This is a genomic window from Bacteroidota bacterium (assembly GCA_018831055.1).
GTDB lineage: Bacteria > Bacteroidota > Bacteroidia > Bacteroidales > B18-G4 > M55B132.
This window is the reverse complement of the sequence record JAHJRE010000056.1, coordinates 1-14613: the sequence shown is the minus strand read 5'-3', so window position 1 is coordinate 14613 and position 14613 is coordinate 1. Positions and strand designations below refer to the sequence as shown.

Below are 14613 nucleotides of genomic sequence, written 5' to 3'. Positions count from 1 at the left end.
TTGGTAATGGCCTCATTCACTTCCGGATAACGATTTCCTGAAGGGGTGCTGATCTGCCGGTAGGCATCTATGTATATTTTATCAATATTATAATTTATATAACCGGTATCAATAATGGCTTGCAACTTTTCGGCCTGTTTGAAGTGTGTATTGTTGTCTTCGTCATCGGCGATGAAACATATCCTGTTTCTCCAGTTAGCAGTAACTTTGGCTTGCCCGTTCAGGTAATGCTGGATCTTGTCGACTACTTGTCTGGCCTCTTCGTATGTATTGACCGGGAAACGTCCAACTCCAAGATCCACGGTTTTTCCATAGGCATTATTCCCCTCGTCGTTGTCGTACAAAGCAAAAAAATCTTCTGTCACAAATGAATAGCCAAATTTCAGTGATTCCAGCGATTGGAAAGTTGGAATATGGTTACAATCGGGCACAGCGCGGCATTTGGGATCGTAGGATCCGTCTCCGAAAAGAAGGAGATATCCTGGTTGGTTACCTTGCTCGGCCCGTTGGTAAAGCATCCTGCAAAAATCACGGATGGCGCTGATATCCTGCGCTCCTGAAGAAAACTCATTATAGATCTGCTGAGGTGTGACAATAAGAAAACTCAATCCGTCAACCTGCTGATGCAATTGACCCAGCCTTACCGCCTGATCATAAAACTCAGGTGCGGTGACAATGATATACTCTGCAGGAGTCATTGCATGCAGATTTTGGTTTTCCACTTCTTCAATAAAAGAGGCAGAATGAAATGAAGTACCGTCAAATGCAATAAATTCCCGGAGTACATCAAGATGGGTTTTAAAAATATAATCGCCGTCTTCATAAGTACCATTCACACGTGTTACGGCAAAGCGATCCGTCACATCCCATACGGTTAATCCTGCAGGAGCATCCTGAATCCTGAACTGGGCAACTTTTCCTGTACCATAGATCCTGTGATCACGAAAACTTTGCTGAGGCGCTGCCATTTTCAGTTGCCTTCTGGCATTTAATTCAATATAATTCATCCAGCCCTCGGCAATGATACTCGTCGGATTATACGTAACTGTTATGGAAACATTATCGCTGTTGGGATAGAAACTGGCTGTATCGGGTGTGATAGACCATGCGTAGATGGTTGAATTCAGGTTGATCTTGCTAACCTCGGCAGTAACCAGGGGCAATCCTTCATAGAAATAATCAAAGTTGCTGTTTTCAGTAGAACGGGCGGCCACGTTAGTTCTGAGGCTAATTTTTTCCTGGTTGATAACATTGGGAAAATGAAAAGCATATTCATACGTCAGCTGTGACTTATAATGCTCTCCCCACCATAATTTACCCGATTTGAGAATATTGATGTTTTCCTCTTCGTGAACGGCATAATCCGTAAATTCCTGAATAAAATACTCCGGATCCTGTGTGATCAGCGAATCGGCAATTATTCGCCGACCGGGCGACTGACCAATTGTAAGAAAATAAAATGTTTCTTCCGTGTAGAAATTCACCTGATGTTCAAACAAACCGGTGAAATAGTTATATTTCCATATTTCCGGACCCAAACCGTAAAAGAGAATATAATCCTGAGGATCGAAAACACCATCCTCTTCTCCCACGACAACAACGGCGTTTTCCATAAGATCATCGTAACGAGCCTGGGCATTACTTTCCGGAACCATGCCGTTACCGTTGCCATAAAGCTGAATATAACGGGGATCTGTGCCCTGCAGGTCAAAACCCATCGCAAGGAGCTCATCGTAACTCAGCTTATGCACACCGGTATTTACAACAGAAATCTTGTACCAATTGCCGGAAGAAAGCACCGAATGATCCGTAAACTCTTTGACCATCCAAGGACTTTGCTGCCCTTGCCCTTCCTGGAGAAAAATACACAGAAAGAAAAACAGTGATAAAGGAATTATTAGTTTCAGGTATATAGATTTTGTCATAAGCTTAACATCGTGTTAAAAGTATTTTATTTCGCAGTTTTCCAATCTTTCTTTCATCCTTCCAACATCCTGATCGATTAAGTAGACAGCAACCTGGAAATTCAGGTTGCACAAAAGTCCTGTTAAATTACTTTAAAATAACCAGTTTCTCCAGTTTATCAGCATAGGAGCCATCCATAGAGCGAACGCTCAGCTTATAAAGATAAACCCCCCTGGCAAGTTTGTCTCCGAAATCATCGCGTCCATCCCAGCCTTGCGGGGGAATTGGACCAGACCGGAACCCATCGGTTGTAATTATATCATTATAGGTATAAACCAATCTTCCTGAAACTGTAAATACCTGCAACAGAACCTCAAGCATACTGTTGGGCCGGTTATGCTCAAAATAAAAATCGGTATGGGTTGTGAAAGGATTCGGGTAGTTCAGTACATGATCCAAAGCCAGTTCGGCCGATTCTGCCACAACAAACTCGAGAAATGTTTCGGAGGAATTGTTATAAACATCCCATACTTTCAAAGAAAGAGTATGATTCCCTTCATCGAGGGAAGAAAATGGGTAACGAATAGATCCACTGGTATAGCTGTCGAGGTCGGCTTCATAGTAATCGTTAAGGTTGATCGACTTTTCCGTGTTTTTATCCAGGACTGCCACGATATCGTGTCCGATCCCGTTACCAACAGTATTAACCCCGCTGGAATCGGTAACAAAAGCGAGCATAAGAGGATTTTCATCGGTCATGCCTCCAAATACAAAGCCCTCATCATTCATATAAAGGTCTACCAGCGGGCCGTTATTATCTACCGATCCTCCGCTTTCATAACCGCCCACAATAATACTTTGGTCATATCCGGCTGCATCCGTTGAAGTATTACTTGCGTAATACGATATTTTACCAAAGCCATACTGATAGGCAATATCTTTGGGAACGATAAAGGTAAAACTGAAGTCTCCGTTATTCACGCTGGCTTTTCCTTTGTACAGGATAGAATTTCTGATTAGGAAAGTATACTTGTAGCTGGAAGGATCAGAAGCCAGGGTTTGTATTTTTACCGGTTTATCATAAACCGTAGGGTACAAGATCCCGTTGTAATCATTCAGCTTGATGCCATTGGGATCCCTTACCTCCCCTTTCACGGTGACCTTGCTAAGGGCGCGGAGTGTATCTGCCGGCAGGTTGGTAGAGTTCAGGATAATGGATGTTGTGACAACATTATTTTCAGCATAAGCCAGTCTTAATGCAGGATCCCCGAGAAGAATGAATTTCAGGTCATTTGTGGTAACATTACCGCTTTTATTTTTCGACATCCTGATAACGTCTCCGAATCGAGGGTAATTACCGGCGGTATTTTTTTCAAAAATACATTCGTATAGGGCTGAGTTGAGGTTAAAGTTAGAACTTCCGTAAGTTGCCCTTGCAGTGGTAAACATGGCTACGGATCCGCCTTCAGGATTCAGGAAAACCAATTCCCCTGCAGATGTCCTTTCAGGATCATCGTAGCGGCTGAACTCACAGGTTGCCGTAACGAAGACCGCCAGTTTGTCGAAATTCGTCCAGGAATTGATATCCGATATTTCCAGGATGCGTTCGTGGCCCCATCCGACTTCACCGCCATGACCGGTATAGTTCATAATCAAGGTACCCTTTTCTATCCGGTCGTTAATGGCAGTATTCACATCCGGGGCACGTTGTCCGCCGGGAGTTGAAACCTGAGGGTAAGCATCCACATAAATCTTATCAATATTGTATGTACGGTAAGTAGTATCTATCCTTTTCGCCATTCTTTCGGCGTGGTCTTCCATATGCTGATTACCGTCTTCATCATCCGCCACAAAGCAAATGATATTCCTCCAGGATGCCATCACTGCAGGTTGGTTAACGGCATAATGAATGATCTTATCCACAGCCTGCCGGGCCTGTTCCTGGGTAGCCACAGGAAGTCTTCCTATGCCAATATCTAATAGCCCCGAATTAACAGGTGTTCCTGTATCATCCAGAAAACCGAAGTAATCATCGGTAGAAATGGAATTGATAATATTCAGAGAGAAAGGGTCAACCCAAGTCAAAACCATATTGGTGTTATCAGATATCCGGTTTTTGTAATCGTAAGAGGCATCTCCAAAAAGCAGAAGATAGCCGGGTTCTGATCCGGGGGCAGCATTATCATACAGCATCCGCATGAAATCACGTATGGCAGTAACATCCGGTGCCCCGGAGGAGAATTCATTATAGACCTTTTCATTTTCAACCACAAAAACCGTCATCCCGTCGTGGTTGATGTGATGGTCAGCAAGGCGGTAGGCTTCACCCAGGAAAGAAGGGTGACTTACAATGATCATATCATACCCTTGCAATCCATGAAGATTCTGGTTTTCAACTTTTTTTATAAAAATAGGTTTATGATAGGCTGACCCGTCGAAAGCGATAAACTCTATCAATTCAGTGGCAGGAAGTCGAAATACTGCATTGGAACCACTGAGGGTCGATATAATATTGGTAATGTTCAGAGGATCTGTAACATTCCAAATGCGCACCGAGGCATTAGCATTGGCAAGAGTATACTCAGCAATATTACCTGGTCCGTTCACATACTGATTCCTGAAGGAAAGCTGGCTTCCCGGAAAAACAAGATTTCTAATGGCATTAATTTCTAAATAATCCATCCAGCCGGATGCACCGGTAGAGGTACGGGAATAGTCCACCCTAAGATTAATTGAAGGTCCACTTGCATTAAAAGTTGTGTTGGCAATTTTTGCTTTCGCATAGTCGGAATAAGGAGAACTGTTAATACTCAACACATTGGCAGTCATCACCTGTGATCCGTTATAAAAATATTTAAAGCTGCTGGAGGAATAGGAGCGTGCAGCAACGGCAGAACGTAAATATACCGGTTGACTGACATCAAGGTTGGGAAAAGTAAATCCATAGGAATAAGACAAAGTGATATCAAAGGGAGGGGAATCGTACCAGGTTCTGCCGGTACGAACAAGGTTCAGTTCATCTTCTTCATAGTAGGCAAAATCCGTAAAACTGTTCACATTATGTGTTGCAGGGTCAGTTACGGATGCTTGTGCAGGGATTCTCTTACCGGGACCCAGGTCGCTCGTAATAAAATAATAGGTATAATCTGAAAAAGCGTTAGTCGCATGATGAAATCTTTCCTCTGACCCGTTAAAATACCATTGATTGGGAGACTCCCCGAAAAACAGGATATAATCTCCGGTGTTGAATACCCCATCGTTCTCCCCTGAGACGAAGATGGCGTTTTCCATGAGGTCATCATAGCGGAAAGCATTCAGGTTCTCGGGTAACATTCCGCCCCCGTTTCCATAAACACGGAGATTGGCAGGATCAATATTATCGACAGGGATACCCATGGAAGCCAAATCGTTGTATGTAAGCTGATGAATACCGGTTTTATTTACAGCAATTTTATACCAGTTCCCGGACGACAGAACGGATGAGGAACGATAACTCTTTGATGTAACCGGAGTGGCGGAAATTTGCCCGGGCCTGATTTCCAGATCAAAAGAAACCAGTTTTTCAATATTCCCGTTCAACGGATTTTTACGCAGGGGTACAAAGGAAACAGTGTAAAAAGGTATTTTTCTTTCGAAGGCCAGAAATGCCGCAGGCATGACGGACTCAGAAATGGATTCCAACCCTTCCACACGTGAAAGGTTATTGTCGCTTATTGTCTCATATTTCTCGTTGCGCAGGGTAACAATCGGCTGATTTTCCCTCTGCCCTGCCGGATAAACCGACTCAAAAACGGGAATTGCCGGGTTAGCCGGAAGATAAACAGCACCATCGAAATACAATTGAAATACTTTGCTCTCTTCAGTTAATGTAAATTCGCGAACTCCGGACCAATCGATCTCAACCGGGTAGATCTGCTGTGAATAAAGTGCCTGCATTAATCCGGGTATAACAACCAAAAGGGAAATAACTGTCTTTATCTTCATTTGGGTGATGTTTTTAATCGCCATATCCTAAAACAAATAAGGAACAAGCGGGTAAAAATGTTCAAAACAATTCAATAAAAGCATGCAAAGAGACATGATAAATGCCTGATTTAAACGTCACGAACATACTAATATTGCTGATATGAAGTTTATTTAAAAAATTGTATACCGGGTAAAAAAATCTTCGTATAATTGTAGCCCATATGAGTACCAAGGCTATATCTGCTTGTAAAATGTGCAAAAAGATTGCCATATTTTTGTTTACTGGAATTTTAATGGTGTCTCCGGTTGTTTTAACAGCGCAATCGCAGCCTGATCCACATTTTTCCCAGTTTTATGGCAATCCCTTATATCTGAATCCTGCGTTGGCCGGGAGCAATATTTGTCCCAGGCTGAATTTCAATTACAGGAATCAGTGGCCTAGTCTTTCCAACAGTTTTGTCACATACAGCGCATCATACGATCAGTATATTAACAAAATTTCAGGGGGCATCGGTGTCAATGTGCTGGCCGACCGTGCCGGTGACGGGTTGCTGAACACATACATGATCAACCTCATGTATTCGTTTCGTTTACAGGTAAGCAACCATGTTTTCATGAACATGGCCCTGGAGGGCTCATACGCTCAGATGAACCTCAACTGGAATGAGCTGGAATTCGGGGAGCAGATAGATCCCCAGCAGGGATATAATCCGGCCATCGGAATACCGGAGACTCCTCCTGACAACAATACAATCAGTTATCCTGATTTTTCGGCAGGTATTGCTATCTCTTACAAAGGTAGTTTATATGGTGGCATAGCAGTTCATCACCTCACACAACCCAGCAATTCATTTTACAGCAATGCCGAAAGCAAACTGGAAATGAAATATACGGTGCACGGCGGTGCTATGATCGATCTTGCAGGAAATGATCCTTATGATGAAGAATTCGGAAATTTTTCGATTTCTCCTAATTTTATGTACATGCAACAAGGGGCATTCCATGAGTTGAATATAGGTATGTATGCGACCAAATACCCTTTCATACTGGGAGCCTGGTTCAGGCATAACTTTGAAAACGCAGATGCATTTATTCCGATGGCAGGAATAGAATACCGGGCATTCAAGTTCGCATACAGTTATGATATCACCCTTTCGAAGCTTAAAAGCGTAACCGGAGGGGCCCATGAAATTACTGTAGGCTGGCAATTTAATTGCCTTGAAAAAAGAAGACGTATCAGGGCAATAAATTGCCCCAGGTTTTAGTTAATAACACACACTAAAAAATAGACATTAAAATGGTTAAGCATTTCAGGTTCTTCAATGTCGCACTTCTTGTAGTGGCCATTGCTATCTTGTCATCCTGCTCTCTTTTCAAGAAAAAAGAGTACTCAAGAACTACCAACTGGAAATACAATGATCCGGCTTACGGTGGTTTTGAAGTGTCTGATGTTACAGATCAACCTACCGGTCCGGGACTTATTTTCATCGAAGGAGGTACCTTTGTGATGGGGGCCACCCAGGAAGACGTGATGTTCGACTGGGATAATTTCCCAAGAAGAGTTACCATCGGTTCATTTTATCTGGACGAAACGGAAGTCAGCAACCTCGATTACCTTGAATACCTTTACTGGTTAAAAAGGGTTTACGGTGCCGATTACCCGCAGGTTCACAATAAGGCCCTGCCCGATACACTGGTATGGAGAAACAGGCTCGCCTATAACGAACCATTGGTAGAGACCTATCTCCGCCATCCTGCATTCCATCAATACCCCGTTGTTGGAGTCAACTGGGTTCAGGCGCTGGATTACTGCACCTGGAGAACCGACAGGGTAAATGAGATGATGCTGATCCAGAGTGGCATCCTGGATTTTGACCCGGACCAGAAAAATGAAAATAACTTTAACACTGAAGCATATCTGGCAGGTCAATACGAAGGGCTTGTCAATAAACCCCTTGAGAACATGAATCCCAACAGCACCGGCACACGCCGTGCAGGTATTCAGGATGGTATTATTTTCCCCAAATACAGGCTTCCTACCGAAGCCGAATGGGAATATGCCGCCCTCGGACTTATCGGGAACACTTTGTATGAAAGGGTTGTTGAAAGAAGAAGATATCCATGGAACGGGAACTATACCCGTACCGACGACCGGAAATATTACGGCAGTTTTGTAGCCAACTTTAAAAGAGGTCGTGGCGACTATATGGGTGTTGCCGGAAACCTCAACGACGGAGCCGACATCCCCGCTCCTATCGGCTCCTACTGGCCCAATGATTATGGATTGTATAACATGGGTGGCAATGTCAGCGAATGGACCATGGACGTATACCGTCCACTCAGTCTTGAAGATTTCGCCGATTTTAACCCATATCGTGGGAATATCTTTAAAAATCCTATCCGCGATTTCGAAGGCTTCCTGGTTGAAAAAGACAGCCTGGGACGGATCCGTTACGAAGAAGTTTCTACAGAGGAGATTGCCGGTAGAAGAAATTACAACAAAGCGAACAATATTAACTATAAAGACGGTGATGGAGGTACCATCCTTACCAATGACTGGAAAAGCCAGAATGAGGGACCCAATACCACCAGTGAAATGTATGAATACGGGGTAACTACACTTATCAGTGACCATGCAAGGGTTTACAAGGGAGGTTCATGGAAAGATCCGGCATACTTCCTGAGTCCCAGCATCAGAAGATTCCTCGATGAAAACCTGTCGACTGATTATATCGGATTCCGCTGCGCAATGTCACGCGTTGGTAGTCCATTGCCCGGTAAATAAGATATGAAAGAACTTATGCAAAGCCCCATTCTGTATTCCAGGATGGGGTTTTGTATGTATAATTAACAGGATGACCGAAGCGCTAATAAATGCCTTCCTGAATTCAGGAAGTATATCAACCGATTCACGAACCATTAAAGGAGGGGAAATCTTTTTTGCCATTCGTGGCGATAACTATGATGGCAACCGCTTTGCGCCAAATGCTATTGAAAAAGGAGCCGCTATTGCTGTCATCGACGATGCTGCCTATGCTGTTAGCAACAGGTATATCCTGGTTGAAGATGTTCTGAAATCCCTTCAGGATCTGGCTTCTCACTATCGTTCGAGGCTTTCTGTCCCGATTGTTGCACTTACCGGCACCAATGGCAAAACCACCACAAAGGAACTCATTACACGCGTCCTGCAAAAAAAATATAAAGTATCTTCAACAAAAGGCAATCTGAATAATCATATCGGGGTACCCCTGAGCATATTATCCATTCCTCAGGATGCCGAAATAGCTGTACTGGAAATGGGTGCCAACCACATCGGCGAGATTGATTTCCTTTGCAGAATTGCCAGGCCAACTCACGGACTGATAACAAATATTGGTAAAGCCCACCTCGAAGGATTTGGCAGCCAGGAAGGAGTTATTAAGGCTAAATCGGAATTGTTCCGTTACATCTCGGAAACCCACGGCACTCTTTTTGTAAACAATGACGATGAACTGCTTATGGATCTGAGTAAAGACAAGCAGCGTGTGACCTACGGAACATCAAGTAAAGCTGATATTCATGCTGTCATCGCGGCAGAAGATCCTTTCCTGCAAATAAAATGGGATTCTCCTGAAGGCGAACTGCATTTCACTACAAGCTTATATGGTATTTACAATTTCCAGAATATATTGGCAGCCATTTGCACAGGACAGTATTTTAATGTTAATGCAAAGGATACGGCAGATGCCATCGCAGGATATATCCCGGAAAACAACCGTTCGCAAATTGTTCAGACTGATAATAACCTTATTTTCCTGGATGCCTACAATGCCAATCCCAGCAGTATGGCACAGGCATTAAACTTCTTTTCCATGCGAAAAGCAAAGCAAAAAGTAATTGTATTGGGAGATATGCTTGAGTTGGGCCAGGAGTCGGAATCTGAACATCGAAAGGTTCTTGATTCGGTTAAAGGGAAATTCAATAAGGTAATACTTTGTGGCCATATCTTTACGGGATTCACCGGTGAATTTGATTATCAGTTTTTTCAGGATACCGTTGTTCTCAAAGAATGGCTGCAAAAGCACCCATTACAAAATGCCGAAATTCTAATCAAAGGATCCAGAAAGATAGGACTTGAAACCTTATTACCTGAATTGTAAACAAAGCAGACCATGAAACCTTACCGTGCCATCGGGATTATGTCGGGTACCTCCATGGATGGGCTGGATATAGCCTATTGCGAGTTCAGTGAGCGTGATGGAAAGTGGTCATTTACCTTGCCATGTGCAATTACTGTTCCTTATCCGGAAAAATGGCAAAAAATTTTATCCCTTGCGAGGTATCTGAATGAACTCCGGATGTCTCATTTAAGTGAGGCATGGGCGAGGATGGCTGCTTTCCATGTCAATAATTTCATCCGGCAGTACAGATTGAAGCCTGATTTCATTGCTTCACATGGTCATACGGTCTTCCATCAACCGGAGAAACAGATAACCCTGCAAATCGGAGATGGAGCTGTGTTATCGTCAGAGACAGGGTTGAAAGTGGTTTGTGATTTTCGTTCACAGGATGTAGAGAGGAGAGGTCAGGGAGCACCCCTGGTACCTGTCGGCGACAGGTATCTTTTTGGGGAGTACGATTATTGCCTGAACCTTGGGGGAATTGCCAATATTTCTTTGGAAAGTGATAACAAACGGATAGCCTTTGATATTTGCGCCTGCAACATTGCATTAAACTATTTGGCTGGAAAGGCAAGACTTGCATACGACAACAAGGGGGAAACTGCCAGATCCGGAAAGCTGAATCCCGTTTTACTCGAATCTCTAAACGCCTTGACTTACTTCCATCAGGATCCCCCCAAATCGCTGGGAATTGAATGGGTAGAAAGAGAGATGATACCTTTACTGAACAAGAAAATTTCAATTGCAAATCGTTTGCAGACTGTAACAGAACACATCGCCATTCAAATTTCGAAGGCAATCGGTATATACGAGACAAAAGGAACAATGCTTATCACCGGTGGCGGGGCATACAACAATTTCCTGATTGAAAGGATACAAAGCCACAGCCCGGTTAAAATAGTCATCCCGGATAAGAATATCGTTGAGTTCAAAGAAGCTATGGTTTTTGCTTTCTTAGGATTATTAAGGCTGAGGGGAGAGATAAACGTTTTATCTTCGGTTACGGGAGCCGTTGGGGATAGTTGTTCAGGAAGTATATACGGATAAAAAAAGCCGGAAAAAATCCGGCTTTCATTTCATTATCAACCATTTATTCTTCAAAGACTTTTTTACCCCATTCAACTTCGAGCTTCATCCCTTCTCCTGCATCCTGCAATTCAAAAAGCCTTCCCTGGTCATCCAGTCGGAATGTTTTTTGAAGCACATTCAGCAATACTTCCCCTTCGGATATCTTCTTCACTTCCAGCTTGCCTTTTAATAACTTACCATCCCAAATCTCATTGCCATCGGTGATCGTTTTACAATTATATCCCAGGTAAGTTTCACCGTTTGCTTCATCATTAAACTTAATAAAGTGGATGTAATTGCCATCCAGGTGGCTTTCCATTGGCTCATGGCTCTCCCTTGTTTCGGGTTTTTGGTAAAACTCATGTGCGGTGAGATAATTGATGATATCCTTGTTGTCATTTACATTTACAACATAGGCAGCTTCCACGTGTTTTTTATGCAGGATACCAGACTCTTCCTGGAGGATGTACACACCGGCACCAGCCAGGTATCCAATCAAAGCAAGAAGGCTTATCTTTCTGAGGTACCATATAAAATCAATTTTTTCCATACCCATAACGGCGACTCCTGCAGCCGAGCCGATGATTAGGATGCTACCACCTGTACCGGCACAGTAAGCCAGGAATTCCCAGAAATAGTGATCCGGCGGAAAATTGTACATACCCATAGCACCGGCGACCAATGGTACATTGTCAACTACAGCGGATAGCACACCAATAATTATATTGATCACGTATAGATTTCCAACGTGTGTTCTCAGAGTATCAGCCAGCAACTCAAGGTGACCTGCTGTTGCGAGCCCGGCAACTGCGAGCAATATACCCAGGAAGAAGAGTACGCTGGGAACATCAACCTTTCTCAACACACCGGCCACGGTCAGATACCTTGAATTTTCGTTATGATGATTATTCCGGTTCAGAATTTCGGTGATGGTCCATAACACACCCAGCGAAAACAGCATGCCCAGATAGGGAGGAAGATGAGTATAGCTCTTGAAAACCGGGACAAAGAGCAGGCCACCCACCCCAATAAAGAATATTGCATTGCTTTGAATTTTTGGTATATCCAGCCCATGATGGCTTTTCTGCGATTGTGCAGGCCTTTTAACCGTTCCTTTCAATGTCAGAGAGAGTATGAGCAGTGGAACCACCAAAGAGACAATACTGGGAAGTATTGTCATTTTGATAATATTCAAGGTAGTTACTTTACCGGCAATCCATAGCATAATGGTAGTCACGTCCCCTATGGGTGACCAGGCTCCACCGGCATTGGCCGCAACAATTACCATTCCTGCAAAAAACCAACGGTCTTTTTTGTCGGCGATCAGTTTTCTCAACAAGGCTACCATTACAATTGAGGTAGTCAGGTTATCGAGAACTGCAGACATGAAGAAAGTAAGAATAGAAGTAACCCAAAGCAGTTTTGCCCGTTTTGTAGTTTGTATTTTGTCGGTAATAATGCCAAAGCCCTGATATGAGTCAACCAGCTCGACTATGGTCATTGCTCCCAGCAGAAAAAACAGGATCTCGGAAATTTCCCCGAGATGATGTAAAAGCTCTTTGTGTACCAACCATCCCAGGAAATCTCCTCCTGCGATACCTTCAAGGTAATGCTTGAATTCGGTTGGATTGATCAGGATAGACTCACCGGCAATGACCATGCTCGTCCATAAAACAACACCCAACAGCAGGGCTGTGGCGGATTTGTTAACCTTAATGGGATGTTCCAGGGCAATCAATACATACCCGACAATAAAAATCCCAATCATTACATAAAACATAAGCTCGTATTTTGGGGTGAATAATTGGCTGCAAAAGTAAAAAAGATTTTAAGCTTCTTTATTTTCCACATCTGAAATTTATATAAAGTTGATCTATATCATATTTTAAACTGATGCTGTGTAATGGAACATAAAAAACTTGAACTTCACCGAATGTAATAAAAACCGGTTTCCTGAGTTTAATTAACACTGTATTGTTTAAAAAATAAACATAAAGGGATTACGGGCATCCTGAAACATCAATAATTTTAGAGCAAAATAAAATCTTCATGGAAACAGGAATATTACTGCAAGTAAATGCAGCGCTTACCGGCGCCGGGGAAGATCCGACTGAAATTACCCTCTCTGTTTATGAACTGGTGCTCAAAGGCGGGTGGATCATGGCAATATTGGGTGTATTATCCATTATTGCTATATATGTATTTCTCGAGCGGTATTTTACCATCAGCAGAGCCTCCAGGGAAAACAAAAATTTCATGAATAATATCCGTGATTTCATTCATAACGGGCGTATTGATTCAGCGGTTGCTCTTTGCAAAAGTACCGATACCCCCATTGCCAGAATGATAGAAAAAGGATTGTCGCGGATTGGCCGGCCATTGAATGATATTACTGCAGCCATTGAAAATGTCGGTAAACTGGAAATATCGAGGCTGGAGAAGAATGTAGCCGGTTTGGCAACCATTGCGGGGGCAGCACCTATGCTCGGCTTTCTGGGAACTGTGATTGGCATGATCATTGCTTTTTACGACATGTCGATGGCAGGTAACAATATCGATGTAGCATTACTATCCAGTGGGATTTACCAGGCTATGGTAACCACGGTAGGAGGTTTGATTGTGGGTATTCTGGCTTATGTTTGCTATAATATATTGGTATCCAGGATTGAAAAAGTAGTGTATATATTGGAAGCCCGTTCCACTGAATTCATGGATTTATTAAATGAACCGGCTGCCTGATAAAAATACCACCCATGGCAATACAAACAAGAAATAAGCGAAGTGCAGAATTCAGCACTGCATCCATGTCGGATCTGGTATTTCTCCTGCTCATCTTCTTCATGCTTACTTCCACATTGGTTGCACCCAATGCCATCAAACTTCTGCTTCCTCAGAGTACGAGCAAGACCATGGCCAAACAAACCCTCACGGTATATATCGACGATAATTACCGTTATTATGTTGAAGAACAAAGGGTGTCGGAGCTTCAACTTCAGGGGATCATAGATCAGGTTCTGGCCGGACAAATCGAAGGATCGGTTGTACTGAGAGCAGATAAAAGCGTTCCTGTCCAGTATGTGGTTAATGTCATAGATGCGGTAAACAACATCAATAATAAGTATAATACACGTCATAAAGTAATCCTTGCTACCAGTCCGAAAAAATGACCAGGGAAAAACGAAATAAGATCAAAGCCATTGCCGGCAGTATAATTTTTCATATTGCCATCCTGGTTGCATTGATTTTCCTGGGACTTTCCACTCCACTTCCCCTACCGGGAGAGGAAGGAGTAGAAGTTAATCTGGGCAGCAGCGATGTTGGCATGGGCAATATCCAGGAGGAGTCTCCTGCGCCCAGCACCCCTCCTCCCCCCAGGCCACAACCGGCAGAACCTCAGGAAGAAGTTGTAAAAGAAGAGGTTATTACACAGGAAGTCGAAGAAGCCCCTGCTATTGTTGAAGAGGAGAAACCGAAGGAAAAAAAACCGGAAGAACAGAAGCCGGTAGAGCAGGAG

General features: G+C 43.3%; 10 protein-coding genes. 7 read left to right on the top strand and 3 right to left on the bottom strand.

Features of this window, described 5'->3' with window-relative positions:
• Positions 1-1925 (bottom strand): type IX secretion system sortase PorU (gene porU / locus KKA81_03435; protein MBU2649963.1); only part of this gene is annotated, 1925 nt, incomplete at its 3' end.
• 127 nt (positions 1926-2052) lie between these two features.
• The gene (gene porU / locus KKA81_03430; GenBank protein MBU2649962.1) at positions 2053-5889 is read right to left on the bottom strand and encodes a type IX secretion system sortase PorU; all 3837 of its coding nucleotides are present in this window, start codon (positions 5887-5889) and stop codon (positions 2053-2055) included.
• A gap of 233 nt (positions 5890-6122) precedes the next feature.
• Between porU (KKA81_03430) and KKA81_03425 the strand changes: the two genes are divergently transcribed.
• From KKA81_03425 to KKA81_03410, 4 genes are all read left to right on the top strand, one after another.
• Positions 6123-7136 (top strand): type IX secretion system membrane protein PorP/SprF, encoded by a 1014-nt coding sequence (locus KKA81_03425; protein ID MBU2649961.1) that lies wholly within the window; start codon positions 6123-6125, stop codon positions 7134-7136.
• A 32-nt stretch (positions 7137-7168) separates the two neighbouring features.
• Positions 7169-8656, top strand: coding sequence for an SUMF1/EgtB/PvdO family nonheme iron enzyme (locus KKA81_03420; protein ID MBU2649960.1), 1488 nt, complete (start codon positions 7169-7171; stop codon positions 8654-8656).
• Positions 8657-8726: 70 nt separating this feature from the next.
• A complete protein-coding gene (locus KKA81_03415) occupies positions 8727-10010 on the top strand; it encodes a UDP-N-acetylmuramoyl-tripeptide--D-alanyl-D-alanine ligase (GenBank protein ID MBU2649959.1) in 1284 nt (427 codons plus the stop codon).
• A 12-nt stretch (positions 10011-10022) separates the two neighbouring features.
• Positions 10023-11078: an anhydro-N-acetylmuramic acid kinase gene (locus tag KKA81_03410; protein ID MBU2649958.1), complete on the top strand. Its 1056-nt coding sequence runs from the start codon at positions 10023-10025 to the stop codon at positions 11076-11078.
• A 43-nt stretch (positions 11079-11121) separates the two neighbouring features.
• Here KKA81_03410 and nhaD read toward each other — a convergent pair whose 3' ends face one another.
• Positions 11122-12879, bottom strand: a complete 1758-nt coding sequence (nhaD, locus tag KKA81_03405) for a sodium:proton antiporter NhaD (GenBank protein ID MBU2649957.1) — start codon at positions 12877-12879, stop codon at positions 11122-11124.
• Positions 12880-13148: 269 nt separating this feature from the next.
• Between nhaD and KKA81_03400 the strand changes: the two genes are divergently transcribed.
• The 3 genes from KKA81_03400 to KKA81_03390 form a co-directional block, all read left to right on the top strand.
• Positions 13149-13838 (top strand): MotA/TolQ/ExbB proton channel family protein, encoded by a 690-nt coding sequence (locus tag KKA81_03400; protein MBU2649956.1) that lies wholly within the window; start codon positions 13149-13151, stop codon positions 13836-13838.
• Positions 13839-13852: 14 nt separating this feature from the next.
• Positions 13853-14266, top strand: coding sequence for a biopolymer transporter ExbD (locus KKA81_03395; GenBank protein MBU2649955.1), 414 nt, complete (start codon positions 13853-13855; stop codon positions 14264-14266).
• Positions 14263-14613: energy transducer TonB (locus tag KKA81_03390; protein MBU2649954.1), on the top strand; the 351-nt coding region annotated here is incomplete at its 3' end. The genes KKA81_03395 and KKA81_03390, both read left to right, overlap by 4 nt.